A 17,219-nucleotide genomic window follows, 5' to 3' on the forward strand; every position below is an offset into this window, starting at 1 on the left:
GATGAAGGCCGAGGAACGCTGGCAGGCCAGGTTCCGAGCGTCGCGCATGACGCTGCCGAACTGGGCGCGCCAGGCACCGAACAGGTCGATCTACCGCTCCAACGCCACCGGCACCTGGGAGGTCTACGCCTGGGACCGGGCCACCGGCGCCACCCGGCAGGTCACCGAGCGCCCCAAGGGCACCGCCCACGCCACCATCGACCCCACCGGCCAGTGGATCTACTGGTTCGCCGACACCGAGGGCGACGAGTTCGGCGTGTGGTGGCGCCAGCCGTTCGGCGGCGGCACCAGCGAGTTAGCCGCGCCCGACCTGGCGCCCGGCCAGCCGGGCGGGATCGCGCTGTCGGCCACCGGCCAGGCCGCGATCAGCCTGGCCAGCGAGGGCTCCTTCCGCATCCACCTCGTACGCCCCGGCGAGCCCTCACGCCTGCTCTACGAGCACCCCGACGCCGCCTGGGTGGCGGACATGTCCCTCGACGGCCAGCTCATCGCCATCAACCACGGCGAGTACGGCGACTTCCGGCACCCGGCGCTCCGGGTGGTGCGCCAGTCCGGCGACACCGTCCGCGAGCTGTACGACGGGCCCGGCAAGGGCGTCCTCGGTCTGCGCTTCGCCCCCGTGCCCGGCGACCGCCGGCTGCTCGCCCTGCACGAGCGCCGCGAACGGCAGGAGCCCCTGGTCTGGGACCCCGTCACCGGCGAGCAGCGCGAGATCTGGCTGCGCGACTCGGGCGACCTGACCGCCGAGTGGTACCACGACGGCCGCGGCCTGCTGATCCTGCGCGACAACCGGGCCCGCACCCACCTGCACCGCTACGACCTCGGAGGCGGCGGCCTCACGCTGATCGAGACGCCGCACGGCGTGATCGAGGAGGCCGCGCCGCGGCCCGCCGGGCACGTCGAGTACTCCTGGTCCAGCGCCTCGCGCCCGCCGGTCATCAAGTCGAGCAACGGCCAGGTCGTCATCAACGCCGGCGGCCCGCCCGCGCCGCCCAGCGTGCCCGTGGAGGACCTCGACGTCCCCGGCCCCGGCGGCCGGATCCACGCGCTGATCTCGCGGCCCGAGCACGGCGGCGGGCCGTTCCCGACGGTCTTCATGCTGCACGGCGGCCCCACGGCGCACGACCACGACGCCTTCTCCCCCGAGGTCGCGGCCTGGGTGGACGCCGGGTTCGCCGTGGTGCGGGTCAACTACCGCGGCTCCACCGGCTACGGCTCCGCCTGGCGCGACGCGCTGCGCGGCGACGTGGGCCACATCGAGCTGCAGGACGTGGCGGCCGTGCGCCGGACGGTCGTCGAGCGCGGCATCGCCGATCCCGAACGCGTCATGCTGACCGGCACCGCGTGGGGCGGCTACCTCACGCTGCTCGGCCTCGGCACCCAGCCCGACCTGTGGGCCGCCGGCATCGCGGCCGTGCCGATCGCCTGCCACCAGACCTCGTACGAGGACGAGGCCGAGAGCCTGCGCGCCTACCACCGGGCCCTGCTCGGCGGCTCGCCCGACGAGCAGCCCGAGCGCTACGCCGCCAGCTCCCCCATCACGTACGTGGACCGGGTCCGCGCCCCGGTGCTCATCCTGGCCGGGGAGAACGACACGCGTTGCCCGCTGCGCCAGATCGAGAAGTACGTGGGCAGGCTGGCCGCGCACGGGCACCCGTACGAGGTGTACACCTACGACGCGATCCGCGGCTCGCTGGTGGTGGCCGAGCGGATCGCGCAGATGAGCCTGCAACTGGAGTTCGCCCGCAAGCACCTGCGCCACTGAGGACGCCCTGGAGAGAGGGTCAGCGGGCGCGCAGGACCACGATCGCGAGGTCGTCGGCGCTCGGCTCGCTGGCGAAGTCGGCGACGCCCCGGCGGATGCGCTCCGCCACCGCCCGCGCCGACAGCCCGGCGCACTCGGCCAGCAGCTTCGCCAGGCCGCCGTCGTCGTCGAGCAGCCGGTCGCCGGAGCGGCGCTCGGTCACGCCGTCGGTGACCGCGAGCAGCACGTCGCCGTGGTCGAGGTGCACGGTGTCGGCCTCGAACACCACCTCGGGGAAGACCCCCAGCAGCGACTGCGGGGTGCTCACCGACTCGACCTCGCCACTGGCCTTGAGCCGCAGCGCCTCGGGGTGACCGGCCGACACCATCCGCAGCTCCAGGCCCGTCGCCACCGGCGTGATGTCGCCGTGCAGCAGGGTCAGGAACCTCGCCCGCTCCCCCTCCTCCAGGATCGCCTGGTTGAGCCGGCCGAGCACCGCGGCCACGCCGTACCCCTCGCGGGCGAGCAGCCGCAACGTGTGGCGGGCCAGGCCGGTCACGGCCGCCGCCTCCGGGCCGGTGCCGCACACGTCGCCGATCGCGAAGCGCCACGAGTCGTCGCCGGCCTTGAACAGGTCGTAGAAGTCGCCGCCGACCTCGTTGAACTCGCCGGCCGCCTCGTAGATGACGCCGTAGTCGAGGCCGGGCACCTCGGGCTCGTTGGGGGGCAGCAGGCTGCGCTGCAGCGCCCGGTTGGCGGCGGCCTGCTGCGCGTACAGGCGGGCGTTGTCCATGGCGAGCGCGGCGCGCCGGCCGATGTCCTCGGCGAGCTGGATGACCTCGTCGGGGAACCGGTCGGAGCGGCCGAGGAACATCACGCCGAGGCCGCGCCCGCGCGCGGTCAGCGGGACCGTCAGCACCTGCGAGTCGGCCGTGTGCATGATGGACGGCTGCTCCTCGACCGCCTCCGCGTCGATCTCCTCCAGCTCCTGGCGCAGCCCGTCGATGCGGGCCTCGTCGGCGTGCCACACGTAGACCAGGCGCATGGGCCCGTCGGCGTTGTCGGAGGTGTAGACGGCGCACCAGCTCGACAGCCTGGGCACCACGACCTGGGCGATGATGGCCGGCACCATGTCGGGGTTGAGCGTGCCCGCGAGCAGGTCGCTGGCGTCGGCCAGGAACCCCAGCCAGTGCGGGCCGCGCGAGGTCTCGGCCTGCCGATCGGGTACGACTGTTTCCATGGAGCCGGGTAGCGTGAGACGTGCCCAGTGGACGTGCCCGTCGCGAGAGAAGGTGATCCCCCATTCCGCCACCGTCACAGAGGGGGCCTTCGGATCGCCCTGGGGCGCGTTGCGCTGCCTCAGCTCCACCTGGACGGCGTCGCCGTGGTGCTTCCACACCACCTCGAACGGCTCGTCGACCACCTGCTCCGCCAGATCACCCGTGACCTGCTCCGCGGTGTGCAGCAACAGCCCGCCCACGGCCCACGCGGTCATCACCTCGCGCGTGAACCGCATCGCGGCCGGCACAGCGGTCTCTCCGGGCGCGAAGGTGGCGGCGAGCACCGCCTGAGGAGAAGCAGTCATCCCACCGTGCCTACCACACTTCCTACTGACTTGGGGTAAATCCAAGGACAGGACTACGAGCTACACAACGTGACAGACTTGAACCACTCAAGCGGCACCCCGCGCGTCAAGGAGGGCCCATGACCACGGTCAGGACCGCACCCGTATCCGAGGAGAAGGTCTACAGCGAGGCCGATCTCGTGCCCATCCTGGAGACGCTCTTCTCCTGGCGCGACGGTGACTTCCGGCGTCGGGTGCCCCACGCCAAGCCCGGCATCCTGAGCGAGGTCCGGCTGCTCCTCAACGAGGTCGCCGACCGCCGTGAGCATCTGGCCAACGAGCTCAACCGGGTGCGCAAGGAGGTCGTCAAGGAGGGCCGGTTCGGCGAGCGGCTGACGCCAGGCCCCGGAGTCGGCGCCTGGTCCGAGGGCGTCGAGTCGGTCAACATGCTGATCGACGCCCTGGTGAGCCCGGTGAGCGGCGCGGCCGACGTGATCGACGCCGTGGCCAAGGGCGACCTGTCGCGGCGCATCGACCTCGACCGGTCGGCCCGCGGCGAGGTGCGCCGCCTGGGCAAGGCGATCAACGGCATGGTGGACCAGCTCGCCCTGTTCAACTCCGAGGTGACCAGGGTGGCGCGCGAGGCGGGCACGGAGGGCCGGCTGGGCGGTAGCGCCAACCTGCGCGGCATGTCCGGGAGCTGGCGCGACCTGACCGAGGCCGTGAACACGATGTCGTCGCGGGTGGCCGCGCAGGTGCGCGACATCGCCGTGGTGACCACCGCCGTGGCCAAGGGCGACCTGAGCCGCAAGGTGACGGTCGACGCCGTGGGCGAGATGTTCGAGCTGAAGAACACCGTCAACACCATGGTCGACCAGCTCTCCGGGTTCGCCGAGGAGGTCACCCGCGTGGCCCGCGAGGTGGGCACGGAGGGCCAGCTCGGCGGCCAGGCGCAGGTGACCGGCGTGTCGGGCGTCTGGAAGGACCTCACCGACAACGTCAACTTCATGGCCAACAACCTCACCAGCCAGGTGCGCAGCATCGCCACCGTGGCGACCGCGGTGGCCCAGGGCAACCTGTCGAAGAAGATCACTGTTGACGCGCAGGGCGAGATCCTCCAGCTCAAGGACACCCTCAACACCATGGTCGACCAGCTCTCGTCGTTCGCCGACGAGGTCACCCGGGTGGCCCGCGAGGTGGGCACCGAGGGCAAGCTGGGCGGCCGGGCCGAGGTCAAGGGCGTCTCCGGCGTCTGGAAGGACCTCACCGACAACGTCAACTCGATGGCCGCCAACCTGACGTACCAGGTGCGCAACATCGCCCAGGTGACCACCGCGGTCGCCAACGGCGACCTCACCCGCAAGATCGACGTGGACGCCCAGGGCGAGATCCTGGAGCTCAAGTCCACGATGAACACGATGGTGGACCAGCTCTCGTCGTTCGCCTCCGAGGTGACCCGCGTGGCCCGCGAGGTCGGCACCGAGGGCCAGCTCGGCGGCCAGGCGCAGGTGCGCGGCGTGTCGGGCGTCTGGAAGGACCTCACCGACAACGTCAACTCGATGGCCAACAACCTGACCTCGCAGGTGCGCCAGATCGCGGCCGTGTCGTCGGCGGTGGCCCAGGGCAACCTGTCGAAGAAGATCACCGTTGACGCGCAGGGCGAGATCCTCCAGCTCAAGGACACCCTCAACACCATGGTCGACCAGCTCTCGTCGTTCGCCGACGAGGTGACCCGCGTGGCCCGCGAGGTGGGCACGCAGGGCGAGCTCGGCGGCCAGGCGCGGGTGCAGGGCGTGTCGGGCGTCTGGAAGGACCTCACCGACAACGTCAACTTCATGGCCAACAACCTGACGTACCAGGTGCGCAACATCGCCGAGGTGACCACGGCGGTCGCCAACGGCGACCTGACCCGCAAGATCGACGTGGACGCGCAGGGCGAGATCCTCGCCCTGAAGACCACCATCAACCGCATGGTGGACCAGCTCTCCTCGTTCGCCTCCGAGGTGACCCGCGTGGCCCGCGAGGTGGGCTCGGAGGGCCAGCTCGGCGGTCAGGCCCGCGTCGAGGGCGTCGAGGGCACCTGGAAGCGCCTCACCGAGAGCGTCAACGAGCTGGCCGGCAACCTCACCACGCAGGTGCGCGCCATCGCGACCGTGACCAGCGCCGTGGCCCGGGGCGACCTGACCCGCTCGATCGCCGTCGAGGCCCAGGGCGAGCTGGCCGAGCTCAAGGACAACATCAACTCCATGGTGGCCAACCTGCGCGAGACCACGCAGGCCAACCAGGAGCAGGACTGGCTCAAGTCCAACCTGGCCCGCATCTCGCGGCTGATGCAGGGCCACCGCGACCTGTTCGAGGTGGCCAAGCTGACGATGAGCGAGCTGACGCCGCTCGTCTCGGCCCGCTACGGGGCCTTCTACAGCGTCGATCCCGAGGGCGACCACGAGCTGCTGCTGATCGGCGGCTACGGCGTGCGTCCCGATCGTGGCCCCCGCCAGCGGTTCGCGGTCGGCGAGGGCATCGTCGGCCAGGCCGCGGCCGAGGGCCGGCACATCGTGCTCGACGACGTGCCGCCCGGCTACATCACCATCGACAGCGGGCTCAGCTCCTCGACGCCGGCGCAGATCGTGGTGCTGCCGATCCTGTTCGAGAACCGTGTGCTGGGCGTGCTGGAGCTGGCCTCGTTCACGCCGTTCGGCGAGGTCCACCTCGACTTCCTGACGCAGCTCGTCGAGACCATCGGCGTCACCATGAACACGATCATCGCCAACTCCCGCACCGAGGACCTGCTGACCGAGTCGCAGCGGCTCACCCGCGAGCTCCAGGAGCGCTCCGACGAGCTCCAGCGGCAGCAGGAGGAGCTGCGCCGCTCCAACGCCGAGCTGGAGGACAAGGCGGCGCTGCTGGCCAAGCAGAACCGCGCGATCGAGATCCAGAACTTCCAGATCGAGCAGGCCCGCCGCACGCTGGAGGAGCGGGCCGAGCAGCTCGCCGTGTCCTCGCGCTACAAGTCCGAGTTCCTCGCGAACATGTCGCACGAGCTGCGCACGCCGCTCAACAGCCTGCTGGTGCTGGCCAAGCTGCTGACCGAGAACGCCGAGGGCAACCTGACGCCGCAGCAGGTCGAGTTCGCCCGCACGATCCACGGGGCCGGCTCGGCGCTGCTCCAGCTCATCAACGACATGCTCGACCTGTCCAAGGTCGAGGCGGGCCGCATGGACATCCACCCGATCCAGGTGTCGCTGCCGAAGATGGTGGACCTGCTGGAGGCGGCGTTCTCGCCGCTGGCCGCCGACAAGGGGCTGTCGTTCAGCGTGGACGTGGCCGCCGACGTGCCGCAGGAGCTGCGGGCCGACGAGCAGCGCCTCCAGCAGGTGCTGCGCAACCTGCTGTCCAACGCGGTGAAGTTCACCCCGCGGGGCGAGGTCAAGCTGCGGGTCGCGCCCGCGCCGCCCGGAGTCGCCTACGACGACGAGACGCTGCACGACGCGACCGACCTGCTCGCGTTCCAGGTGATCGACACCGGCATCGGCATCGCGCCGGACAAGCGGGAGCTGATCTTCGAGGCGTTCCGGCAGGCCGACGGCACGACCAGCCGCAAGTACGGCGGCACGGGGCTCGGCCTGGCGATCTGCCGCGACATCGCCCGGCTGCTGGGCGGCGAGATCCACGTGGACAGCGAGCTGGGCAAGGGCAGCACGTTCACGCTGTACCTGCCGGCCTCCTACAGCGGGCCGCTGGCCGCCGCCGAGGGCGACGCCGGCCGGCGCCAGCTCATGACCAGCCCGGTCGAGGAGCCGGCCGCGCCGGAGCCGCCCATGCCGATGGACCTGCCGGAGCTGGTCGAGACGCCGACGGAGACGCCGCAGTGGCAGGGCGAGGACCCGCTCAACGGCGCCAAGATCCTCATCGTGGACGACGACATCCGCAACGTGTTCGCGCTCACCAGCGTGCTGGAGCGGCACGGCTCGACGGTCGTCTACGCCGAGAACGGCCGAGAGGGCATCGAGCAGCTCGAACGCAACGAGGACGTCGCGCTGGTGCTGATGGACATCATGATGCCGGAGATGGACGGCTGGGCCACCACGTCGGCGATCCGCCGCATGCCGCAGTTCGCCGATCTGCCGATCATCGCGTTGACCGCTAAGGTCATGCGGGGCGATCGTGAGAAGAGCATCGCCTCGGGCGCGTCCGACTACGTGCCCAAGCCGGTCGACGTGGACCGTCTGCTCGAACGACTGCGCGGTTGGCTCAGCCGTGGGCGGGTGTCGACCACCACGGACCCAGCCGAAGGGGCGTGATCCATGACGGATCGAGCCAAGATCCTCCTGGTCGACGACCGCGAGGAGAACCTGATCGCCCTTGAGGCCATCCTGAGCTCGCTCGACCTGGTGCCGGTGCGTGCCCGGTCGGGCGAGGAGGCGCTCAAGGCCCTGCTCAACACCGAGTTCGCGCTCATCCTGCTCGACGTGCGCATGCCGGGCATGGACGGCTTCGAGACGGCCGCGCACATCAAGCGGCGCGAGCGCACCCGCAACATCCCGATCATCTTCCTGACCGTGGTCGACAGCGCCCCCGACTACGCCTTCCGCGGCTACGCGGCGGGGGCCGTCGACTACCTCACCAAGCCGTTCGACCCGTGGGTGCTGCGGGCCAAGGTGTCGGTGTTCATCGAGCTGTACAACATGAACAAGCGGCTGGCCGAGCAGTCCGCGCTGCTGCGCGAGCGGGTGACGGGCGAGCTGCCGCCGGGTCTCAGCGAGCCGGCGTCGGTGCTCCCGGAGCTGTCGCGGCGGCTGACCGCGGTGGAGGAGGAGCTGGCCCGGGTCCGGGAGCTGGCGCGCAAGTCGCCCGACCCGGCGCTGTCCATCCCGCTGGGCGACCTGACGGAGCGGGTGACCGCCCTGCGGGCCGGGTTCGACGCGCTGTCATAACCTGCCGGGAAATGTCTAAGTTGCGGGCTTTGAAGTAAAAACACGGGAGAATGTCCCCCAACGTGGGGATTTATGCATATTTCGGTTCTCTACAGTCGGAAGGATCCGATGCAGAGGAGAACCGATCTGATGCATGATGATGGCTTCCTCCGCGAGCTCGTCGCCATGAAGGACGAGATGGGCGTCGTGTCGCTGTACGTCACCGCGGGACCGCGGGTGGACCCGGGGATCCGGCCCGCCTGGGAGATCCGGCTCCGCGACGAGCTCGCCGCCATGCGCGCCCAGGTGTCGGCCTGGCCCGAACGGATCCGGCGCTTCACCGTGCTGGAGCACCTGGACGCCCTCGAACCGGAGATCGACCGGCTGGTCGACCCCTCCGAGCCCGGGATCGGGCGGGCGCTGTTCGCGCCGGTCTGCTCGGACGAGATCCAGCGGACGTCCCTCCAGATCCCCTTCGGCACGTGCGCGGTGCTGGAGTCCACCGCGTACGTACGCCCCATGCTCACCGCGATGGCCACCGGCGCCCCCGCCGGCGTGGCCGTCGTCGGCCGGGACGGCGTCCGGCTCGTCGACTACCGGTACGGCAAGGCCGAGGAGGTCTACCGGTCCGCGTACGACCTGGACTCCGACGACTGGCGCGAGATGCGCGGACCCGCGCGGGCCGGCACGGACCAGCGCTCGTCGGTCCACCGCGACCTGTTCCGGCGGCGCGCCGAGGAGAACCTGGTGCGCCACCTGTACGCGGTCGCCCCCGAGATCACCGGCCGAGTCGACGCCCTGCGCTGGGAGGACGTGCTGCTGGTCGGCGACCCGCGGCTCACCTCGGCGCTGGCCGGGGCGCTGCGCCCCCTCGACCCGGTGCGGGTGGACAAGGTCGTGCCGGACGGGCCGGCCACCGACGTGGTGAGCCGGATCGTCGAGGAGCTGGTCACGGTGCGCGTCCGGCGCGACGCCGCGCTGGTCCAGCGGGCCGTGGACACCACGCTGTCCGGCGGGCGCGCCGTGCTCGGGGCGGCCCAGACGCTCGCGGTGCTCAACGAGGGCCGGGTGGGCCGCCTGATCGTGGACGAGAACGGGCACTGGCACGGCGGCCGCGGGCCGGACGGGTTCCTCTACCCGGCCGACCAGGTGCCGCAGGGCGTGGTCACCACGGACGAGCCCGACCTCGGGGAGCGCATGATCGAACGGGCGCTGGAGAGCCGGGCCGAGGTGACGATCGTCCACGCCCACGCGGCGGGCGCCCTGGCGCCGTACGGCGGGGTGGGCGCGCTGCTGCGCTGGTGAGGACCCGGCTCCTTCGGTTTCTTCAGTGGCGGGCGCGTTCGAGGGCGTCCCAGAAGCCGCGGCGCAGGGCGTGGCGGACCTCGTCGTGCAGCAGGAAGTCGATCGGCAGCGACGAGCCCTGCAGCAGCCTGGCCTCCAGATCCGACGGCATGCGGGGCTTGCGCGCCAGCACGGCCTCCAGCCACAGCGCGGGCGCGTCACGTGCGACCGACTCGCCGAAGTCGTGGCCCTCGCGGTGGGCGGCCTTCACGGCGTCGGCCAGCGTGGTGGCCTGCGAGGTCGAGGGCGGCGTCGGCGGCGTGGACTGCGGGCCGGTGAACGCGCCGAACGGCTGGTAGGACCCGTTCGACGGCTGCGCGGGCTGCGGCGGCTGCTGGTAGGCGCCGTTGGACGGCTGCGCGGCGAACTGCCCGGTGGACGGCGTCTGCTGCGCCGCCGGCTGCTGCTGCGGGATGGGCCCGGTCGCCGGCGCCTGGCTCGCCGGCTCCTGGTGGTAGTAGGTGGGCGACGGCGTCGAGGGCTGTCCGCGACCGGCCGACGGCTGGGACTCGGGCTGCGCCGGAGGCGTGGCGGGAAGCGCCGGTGAGGGCGTCGTCGGCGGCGCGGCGTGGCTGCCGCTCGGCTTGGGCGCGGGCAACGGCGTGGGCAGCGACGAGGACGGCGGCGGCGCGGGCGGCAGCGAGTGGGTCGCGGCGTGCGCGGCGGCGTGGCCGTTGGAGAGCGGGTGGTGGCCGTTGGAGACCTCGCTGATGCCGGTCACCAGGTTGACGAACGGCCGCAGGTGGACGTTGCCCAGCTCGATGAGGTCGTCGCCCTCCTGGCGCAGGGCGCGCGAGACGGCCCAGGCGCCCTCGGTGGCGATGTGCACCACGGTCACCCTGATGCCGAGGTCCTGCGCGTCGCAGACGACCTGCGCGAGGTCCTCGTCGCCGCTGACGACGACCGCGTCGCAGATGGCGTTGTTGCGGGCGAGCGTCATGAGGTCTCGGTGGACCTGGGCGTCCACGCCCTCGCGCCGGCCCGGCCGGATGCGCGACAGGCGCAGCTTGAGGCCCGGGATGTCGGCGAGGACGTCGTGCTCCGGGGTGCGCCGGCCCTCGACCGTCGCCTCGTACCAGTAGCAGCGCAGCAACGGCAGCCCGGTGCGCTCCCGCGCGAGGTTGCTCATGAGCTGGAGCAGACCCGGGTAGTCCCACGCGACCGCCTCGCGATGTCGGGTCCCATGCACGGCCATCGCGCCGTCGGCCAGCAGGTAGCCGGCGTCCACGAACAGCGCGCAGCGATCCACTGTGACACCGCCCCTTTCCTGATGGTCCGACCTCACTGGCTCTGCACCGTCAGAGCCGGACTGGCGGCCCTTTCTCAGGGTAGTGAAAGCGGGTGATCGTCCGAGGGTTAATCCCGACGATTCGCCACTGGCCCGGGCATACGCCAGATGATTCATGAAGACCGTACCAGTTTGTCCGGGTTTATGGTTACTGACGCGTACGGGCGCTGACAGCGGCAATTCCAAACAAAATCGCATCTTTCTCGCTGGTAATGGTGAGGGCGGGATCGTCCCCGAGGTCCGCCTCGAACGTGTCCACGTCCACGCCGAACGTCATGCCCGCGACCCCGTCGGAGGAGCCGTCGAACGGGTTGGCGGCCTCGCGGTCGCCGCCCGCCGGCACCAGCGGACCGCCGCCCGCCGACACCGCGTCGCCGTCCAGCTCGGCGTCGCCCTCCCACGTCACCAGCCGCACCCGTGCCGGCGTCCGCCCCGACGCCGTCCCGCCGGGCGTCTCGCCGGACGTACTGCCTGGCGTCGCCGCGCCGGGCGGCTCGCCGGAAGACGCGCCGGGTGTCCCGCCGAGTGATCCGCCGGGCGTCCGGCCGGGGGCGAGGCCGTCGAGGGGGACGCGCAGCGCGGCGCCCCCGTCGCCGGTCGCGACGGCCTCGTCCAGGACGACCGTCCTGGTGTACGGCCTGGCGGGGTCGGTCGCGATGACCACGAGGCTCCACCCCGCGTGCCGGGACACCCCCGGCTCCATGGGCGCGTCGGCCGCCCACCACGCGCCTTCCCTCCTGGAGGCGGCCACCAGGCCGGTCACGTCGGCGAACGCCTGGTAGGCCGGGCCCGACGGCAGCCTGGCGTCCTCCACCTCGTCCGGCCGCACCGGCTCGTACCTCCGGTGACCCGGCGGCCTGAGCCTGATCGGCCCCGGGACGCTCCCGCCGGCCGACCAGTAGAGCCCCGCCCACACGATCCGGCCGCCGCGCGGCATCCGCAGGCGCGCGGCGCTGGAGGCGGCCGTGGAGCCGGTCCGGTCGGCGTCGAGCGGGACCATCGACCACAGGTCGTTGTCGCGTCTGGCGCCCTCGCGCCGCCTCGCCGCGGAGCAGCCGCTCTGGCCGCCGGGGCAGGTCAGCAGGGAGTTGCCGATCGCCATGACCGCGACCTTGCCCTCCGTGGCGAACCTGGCGGGCGCCCCCGACGGTCGCACCCCCGTCGCGGACCTGGCCGCCGTCCGCATCCGCCCGGCCCTGATCCGTACGGCCGGAGCCGCGCCGTCCCCTGCGCCGGCCGCCACCTGGACGCGCAGGAACAGCACCGTGCTGCCGCCGGCTTCCAGGGGCCCTCGGACGCACCGCGCCCCCTCCGGCACCGCCCGGCACGTCCACCCGGCGGCCGCGCCGTCCGGCTGACGGGGGGCGGGCGATCCGCCGGACGACCTCGGGGAGCCGGTGCCGTGACGGTGACGACGCGTGGACGCGCCGCCGTCGGCCGCCCCCGCTCGGCCTGGCGCGGCGTCGGGGCCCGGTGAGGTGCCGAGGCGTGGCGGGATCCCCAGGTCTGGCGGGGTGTCCTGGCTTGGTGAGGTGCTGCGGTGGTTTGGTGAGGTGCCGTGGCTTGGCGGGGTGCCCAGGTCCAGCAAGCCGCCCAGGTCCGGCGCCGCCTCCCGGCCCGGCACGCCGCCCAGATCCGGTGACGTCTCCCGTCCCGGGGCATCGCCGTGCTCCCCCGGCCGGTCACGCCCCGGGGCCCCGTCGTGCTCCCCAGGCCGGTCGCGCCGCGGAGACCTGCCGGGGTGCGGCGAGTCGTCGCGGCCCCGGGACCCGTCCTCGGGTGGGACGGCGTCGCGGGGTGGCGTGCGTCGTGGCGAGGTGGTCGCCGGGCCCAGCACGGCGCCGTGGCCGCGGCTGCCCGGGGGCATCATCGTGATCCCCGGAGGCAGGTCCACCATCGCCCGCACACCCGCGCTCGCCCCCCCGCCGTAGTTGCGCAGCCGTATCGCCACGATGCCGGACCGGCCCCGCACCAGCGCCCCGAGCGGCTCGATCGTGGCACGCAGGCGCGCCCCGCCCCCGCCGGTCTCCGGGGCAGGCGGTGAGATCGGGTCGGGCTCGACCACGGTCAGCGGCGGCTGCCCGGACCCGACCGGGTGCGCCATGGGCGAGGTGGCGATCCGTTCGACGGTCCGGTTCCCTGAGGCGACGGCGAACGTCGTGGCCGCGGCGACCGCCACCGCGGCGCCGCCCGCCATGGCCACCCGCGGGCTCGCCGCCACGCGCTGAAGCCAGCCGACCAGGCGCGGGCTCCGGCGCGCCCCACAAGCGCCGGCCTCCCCCTCACCGCCTCCACCCTCAGCGTCTCCACCCTCAGCGTCTCCACCCTCAGCGTCTCCACTGTCAGTGCCCTCGCCGCCCGCCCGCTGCTCCGCTCCCGCGCGGTCGGCCACGGACTCCCAGAAGGCGAGGTCCTCCTCCTCCGCTTCCGCCCCCTCGTCCGTGTCGGCCTCGTCGCCGTCCACGCCCCAGAACGCGTCCTCCTCGTCCGCCCGCCGGGGTGTCACCGTGACCCGCAGCAGCGCCGACGCCGGCGCCCCCGCCGAGGCGCGCGACGGATCGGCCGCGTACTCGGGGAAGGCCGGGCCGGCCAGCAGGGGCCCGACCACCACCCGGAGCCCGGCGCCGATGTCCGTGAGCTCGGTCAGCACCGCGTGGCAGCGGGCGCAGCCCCGCGCGTGCGCCCGCACCGCCCTGGAGCCGCGCCGCGCCAGCCCGCCCCGCACGTGCGCCGCCATCCTGCCCAGCACCGGCACGCACGCCGGGGCGGGCGAGGCGGACAGGTACAGCCGCACGTACGCCTGCCTCAGCCCCTCCCTGGCCTGGTAGGCCAGCGGCGACACCTCGCCCCGCGACAGCCCCAGCAGCGGCGCCACCTCGGCGGGCCCGGCGCGTTCGACCTCGACGTGCCACAGCACCGCCCGCCACCGCTCGGGCAGCGACAGGAACGCCCGGGCGAGCATCGACCTCTCCAGCCCCGCGAGCGCCGGGTCCACGAACGGGACGGCGGGGTCGAACGGCTCGTCCGGCGTCACCCGGCGGCTCTCGACCCGCGCCCGGTCGTGGACGGTGCGCCGCACCACGGTCAGCAGGTACGCGCGGAAGGCGTCCTCCGGCCCGGCTCCCCGTCCGACCAGGTCGAGGATCCTGGTGAACGCCTCGGCCACCACGTCCTCCACCTCCGCCTCCCCGCGGACGAGGCGGCGGGCCAGCGCGCGTGCGGCGGGCGCGTGACGGTCCTGGAGCAGGCGAAAGGCGGCGGCATTGCCCGCTTTGACGGCTTCGAGGAGCTCGGCATCGCTCTGTGGTGATGCAATACACATGGTCACCTCGCGATTACGATTCGTTGCCTCGCCGAGTCATTCCGCAGCCACGGGCGTGGTCAAACCCCCGGCGCGGCTTTACCTGCGGACCGGAGGGAACGCGCCCCGATCAGGCCCCTAAGCTTGGGCGCATGACGGATCGCGACGACCTGCTGGCCGAGATCGAGAACAAGGCCGTGGTCCACGGCAAGGTGGTGCTCTCCTCCGGGCGGGAGGCCGACTTCTACCTGGACCTGCGCCGCATCACGCTCGACGCCGTGGCGGCTCCGCTCGTGGGCCGGGTGATGCTGGACCTCACCGAGGACCTCGGCTACGACGCCGTGGGCGGGCTCACGCTGGGCGCCGACCCGGTGGCGGCGGCGATGCTGCACGCGGCGGCGGCGCGGGGACGCAGGCTGGACGCGTTCGTGGTGCGCAAGGCGCAGAAGGCGCACGGCATGCAGCGGCGCGTGGAGGGCCCCGAGGTGAAGGGCCGGCGGGTGCTCGTGGTCGAGGACACCTCGACGACCGGCACCTCGCCGCTGACGGCCGTGGAGGCGCTGCGCGAGGCGGGCGCCGAGGTGGTGGCCGTGGCCACGATCGTCGACCGCGGCGCGGCCGGGCGCATGGCCGAGGAGGGGCTGGAGTACCGCAGCGCGTACACGCTCGCCGACCTGGGGCTCTGAGCGACCCGATCGGGGCCCCGGCCCCGATCCTGACCGGGGCTCCCGGCCCCGATCGCGTCAGGGCGCCTTGACCGTGAACGCCTCGCGCTCGCCCGCCTTGCCCGGGGCGCGCGGCTTGCCGTTCGCGGTGACCCGGACCGTGGCCGCGTCCGTGAGCACGACGTCGAGCTCCGGCTGGAAGTAGCGCGCCTCCTCGCCCCTGGTCATGTCGCGGTACTGGAGCACGTCGCCGCCCGGCACCCGGACCGTGACGAGGGGGCAGGTGTCGGCCACGCATTCGAGGCGCACGGTCGGCACCTGGGCGGCGGCCGTCGGCTCGGCGGTGGCGCGCTGCGGCTCGGCCCGCTCAGGGGTGTCGAGCGACAAGAACAGCGCGCGCCCGCCGATGACGAGAAGTGTCGCGACCCCGGCGGCCGCGAGAACGGCGAGCGCGAGGCGGGCGAGGCCCATCGGATCTGACCTGTGGCGTCCCACACACCGGAGAGTACATCCGGGAGGGGCAGGTTCCGGTTACGGGTTGTCGGTGCCCGTGGGGATGCGGTGATGCTTGCCCGTGGGCACCGGCGCGGCCTTGGGGTGGCGGCGCCGCTTGATCACCTCGAAGATGATCGGGATCAGCGAGATCAGCACGATGAGGAAGACGCCCGGCAGGATGTACTTGTCGATCTGCTTGGGGTCGACCTTGTTGCCGAGGAAGTGGCCGAGCAGCAGCAGGCCCTCGACCCACACCACGCCGCCGATCACGTTCCACACGAGGAAGCGCTTGGCGGGCATCTCCAGCACGCCGGCGACCGGGTTCATGAAGGTGCGGACGATGGGCACGAACCGGGCCAGCACCACGGCCTTGGCCGGGCCGAACTTCTCGAAGAACTCCTCGGCCCGCGCGACGTGCTCGCGCTTGAACAGCCGCGAGTCGGGCTTGTCGAACATCCGCCGCCCGAACCGCGCCCCGAGGAAGTGGCCGAGCTGGGCGCCCGCGATGGCGCACAGCGGGGTGCCGATCAGCAGGGTCGGGAAGGACAACGGCTCGATCCCCATGCCGACCGCCACGGACGCGGAGCTGAAGATCCCGGCCGCGACCAGCAGCGAGTCGCCCGGCAGGAAGAAGCCGAGCAGCAGACCCGTCTCGGCGAAGATGATGGCCAGAACGCCGATCGTCGCGAAGGCGCCGAGGATCGTGAGCCACCACGTCGGGTCGAGAAGATTCAAGAGCGAGTCCACAGGCTGAGCCTACCCTTAGCACAGGGGCTCGACGGGTTACGCGCGAGGCGTTGTCACTACCACGCGGGGTAGCGGACGGTAATACTGGGCAACGCCGAGCCTCACTTCTCAGGGAGATGAATCATGCCGATAGCCACTCCAGAGATCTACGCGGAGATGCTGGACCGAGCCAAGGCCGGCGGCTTCGCCTATCCCGCCATCAACGTGACCTCCTCGCAGACGCTCAACGCCGCGCTGCGCGGTTTCGCCGAGGCCGAGAGCGACGGCATCGTCCAGGTCTCCACCGGAGGCGCCGAGTTCCTGTCGGGCGCCACGGTGAAGGACATGGTGACGGGCGCCACCGCGCTGGCCGAGTACGCCCGGGTGGTGGCCGACAAGTACCCGGTGACCGTGGCCTTGCACACCGACCACTGCCCGAAGGACAAGCTGGACGGCTTCATGCGGCCGCTCATCGACATCTCCCTCGAACGTGTCTCGCGCGGCCTCGACCCGCTCTTCCAGTCGCACATGTGGGACGGCTCGGCCGTTCCGCTGGAGGAGAACCTGCAGATCGCGCAGGAGCTCCTGGACAAGTGCGCGCGGGCGCGGGTCATCATGGAGATGGAGATCGGCGTCGTCGGCGGCGAGGAGGACGGCGTCGTCGGCGAGATCAACGAGAAGCTGTACACGACGCCCGGCGACGCGCTGGCCACGGCCGAGGCGGTCGGGCTCGGCGAGCGGGGCCGCTACCTGCTGGCCGCCACGTTCGGCAACGTGCACGGCGTCTACAAGCCGGGCCACGTCAAGCTGCGGCCGGGCGTGCTGAAGGAGCTGCAGGAGGCGGTGGGCGCCAAGTACGGCAAGGAGAAGCCGTTCGACCTGGTCTTCCACGGCGGCTCCGGCTCCTCGCTGGAGGAGATCCACGAGGCCATCTCGTACGGCGTGGTGAAGATGAACATCGACACCGACACGCAGTACGCCTTCACCCGGCCGATCGCCGACCACATGTTCCGCAACTACGACGGCGTGCTCAAGGTCGACGGCGACGTCGGCAACAAGAAGGCCTACGACCCGCGCTCGTACGGCAAGTCCGCCGAGGCGGGCATGGCCGCCCGCGTGGTCGAGGCGTGCCAGCACCTCAAGAGCGCTGGGACGAAGATCTCCTAGCCACGTCCGGGG

11 protein-coding genes are annotated in these 17,219 nt (G+C 72.3%); 6 read left to right on the forward strand and 5 right to left on the reverse strand.

The window, feature by feature from the left end; translation table 11 throughout:
• The first annotated feature begins 1 nt into the window (after nucleotide 1).
• Nucleotides 2-1,765 (forward strand): S9 family peptidase, encoded by a 1,764-nt coding sequence (locus tag HD595_RS15365; RefSeq protein ID WP_253769564.1) that lies wholly within the window; start codon nucleotides 2-4, stop codon nucleotides 1,763-1,765.
• Between the two features lie 19 nt (nucleotides 1,766-1,784).
• Here the strand turns inward: HD595_RS15365 and HD595_RS15370 are convergent, their stop codons facing one another.
• Entirely contained in the window at nucleotides 1,785-3,329 is a 1,545-nt protein-coding gene (locus tag HD595_RS15370; protein WP_253769566.1) for a PP2C family protein-serine/threonine phosphatase, read from the reverse strand.
• Between the two features lie 119 nt (nucleotides 3,330-3,448).
• Between HD595_RS15370 and HD595_RS15375 the strand changes: the two genes are divergently transcribed.
• From HD595_RS15375 to HD595_RS15385, 3 genes are all read left to right on the forward strand, one after another.
• A complete protein-coding gene (locus tag HD595_RS15375; RefSeq protein ID WP_253769568.1) occupies nucleotides 3,449-7,609 on the forward strand; it encodes a HAMP domain-containing protein in 4,161 nt (1,386 codons plus the stop codon).
• Between the two features lie 3 nt (nucleotides 7,610-7,612).
• A complete protein-coding gene (locus tag HD595_RS15380; protein WP_253769569.1) occupies nucleotides 7,613-8,242 on the forward strand; it encodes a response regulator in 630 nt (209 codons plus the stop codon).
• A gap of 129 nt (nucleotides 8,243-8,371) precedes the next feature.
• Nucleotides 8,372-9,526: a VLRF1 family aeRF1-type release factor gene (locus tag HD595_RS15385; RefSeq protein WP_253769571.1), complete on the forward strand. Its 1,155-nt coding sequence runs from the start codon at nucleotides 8,372-8,374 to the stop codon at nucleotides 9,524-9,526.
• A gap of 22 nt (nucleotides 9,527-9,548) precedes the next feature.
• On the opposite strand, the gene HD595_RS15390 is transcribed toward HD595_RS15385, so the two are convergent.
• Complete coding sequence (locus HD595_RS15390) at nucleotides 9,549-10,814, reverse strand: NYN domain-containing protein (protein ID WP_253769573.1); 1,266 nt, start codon at nucleotides 10,812-10,814, stop codon at nucleotides 9,549-9,551.
• Nucleotides 10,815-11,001: 187 nt separating this feature from the next.
• Entirely contained in the window at nucleotides 11,002-14,175 is a 3,174-nt protein-coding gene (locus HD595_RS15395; RefSeq protein ID WP_253781182.1) for an RNA polymerase sigma factor, read from the reverse strand.
• Between the two features lie 131 nt (nucleotides 14,176-14,306).
• Here HD595_RS15395 and pyrE point away from each other — a divergent pair, with 131 nt between their 5' ends.
• Nucleotides 14,307-14,840 (forward strand): orotate phosphoribosyltransferase, encoded by a 534-nt coding sequence (gene pyrE / locus HD595_RS15400; protein WP_253769576.1) that lies wholly within the window; start codon nucleotides 14,307-14,309, stop codon nucleotides 14,838-14,840.
• A gap of 57 nt (nucleotides 14,841-14,897) precedes the next feature.
• Here the strand turns inward: pyrE and HD595_RS15405 are convergent, their stop codons facing one another.
• Nucleotides 14,898-15,314, reverse strand: a complete 417-nt coding sequence (locus HD595_RS15405; RefSeq protein WP_253769578.1) for a hypothetical protein — start codon at nucleotides 15,312-15,314, stop codon at nucleotides 14,898-14,900.
• A gap of 36 nt (nucleotides 15,315-15,350) precedes the next feature.
• Nucleotides 15,351-16,061 carry a DedA family protein gene (locus HD595_RS15410; protein WP_253769580.1) on the reverse strand — a complete coding sequence of 237 codons (711 nt, stop codon included), beginning with the start codon at nucleotides 16,059-16,061 and terminating at the stop codon, nucleotides 15,351-15,353.
• A gap of 123 nt (nucleotides 16,062-16,184) precedes the next feature.
• On the opposite strand from HD595_RS15410, the gene fbaA reads away from it, so the two are divergent.
• Nucleotides 16,185-17,207: a class II fructose-bisphosphate aldolase gene (gene fbaA, locus HD595_RS15415; RefSeq protein WP_253769582.1), complete on the forward strand. Its 1,023-nt coding sequence runs from the start codon at nucleotides 16,185-16,187 to the stop codon at nucleotides 17,205-17,207.
• Nucleotides 17,208-17,219 lie beyond the last annotated feature (12 nt).

Source organism: Nonomuraea roseoviolacea subsp. carminata (assembly GCF_024172185.1).
Taxonomy (GTDB): Bacteria; Actinomycetota; Actinomycetes; order Streptosporangiales; family Streptosporangiaceae; genus Nonomuraea; species Nonomuraea roseoviolacea.

What these genes read in the sequence shown, in the direction of transcription:
- HD595_RS15365 (WP_253769564.1), top strand. Translation starts at nt 2, where the DNA reads ATGAAGGCCGAGGAACGCTGGCAGGCCAGGTTCCGAGCGTCGCGCATG.
- HD595_RS15370 (WP_253769566.1), bottom strand. Translation starts at nt 3,329, where the DNA reads ATGACTGCTTCTCCTCAGGCGGTGCTCGCCGCCACCTTCGCGCCCGGA.
- HD595_RS15375 (WP_253769568.1), top strand. Translation starts at nt 3,449, where the DNA reads ATGACCACGGTCAGGACCGCACCCGTATCCGAGGAGAAGGTCTACAGC.
- HD595_RS15380 (WP_253769569.1), top strand. Translation starts at nt 7,613, where the DNA reads ATGACGGATCGAGCCAAGATCCTCCTGGTCGACGACCGCGAGGAGAAC.
- HD595_RS15385 (WP_253769571.1), top strand. Translation starts at nt 8,372, where the DNA reads ATGCATGATGATGGCTTCCTCCGCGAGCTCGTCGCCATGAAGGACGAG.
- HD595_RS15395 (WP_253781182.1), bottom strand. Translation starts at nt 14,175, where the DNA reads ATGTGTATTGCATCACCACAGAGCGATGCCGAGCTCCTCGAAGCCGTC.
- pyrE (WP_253769576.1), top strand. Translation starts at nt 14,307, where the DNA reads ATGACGGATCGCGACGACCTGCTGGCCGAGATCGAGAACAAGGCCGTG.
- fbaA (WP_253769582.1), top strand. Translation starts at nt 16,185, where the DNA reads ATGCCGATAGCCACTCCAGAGATCTACGCGGAGATGCTGGACCGAGCC.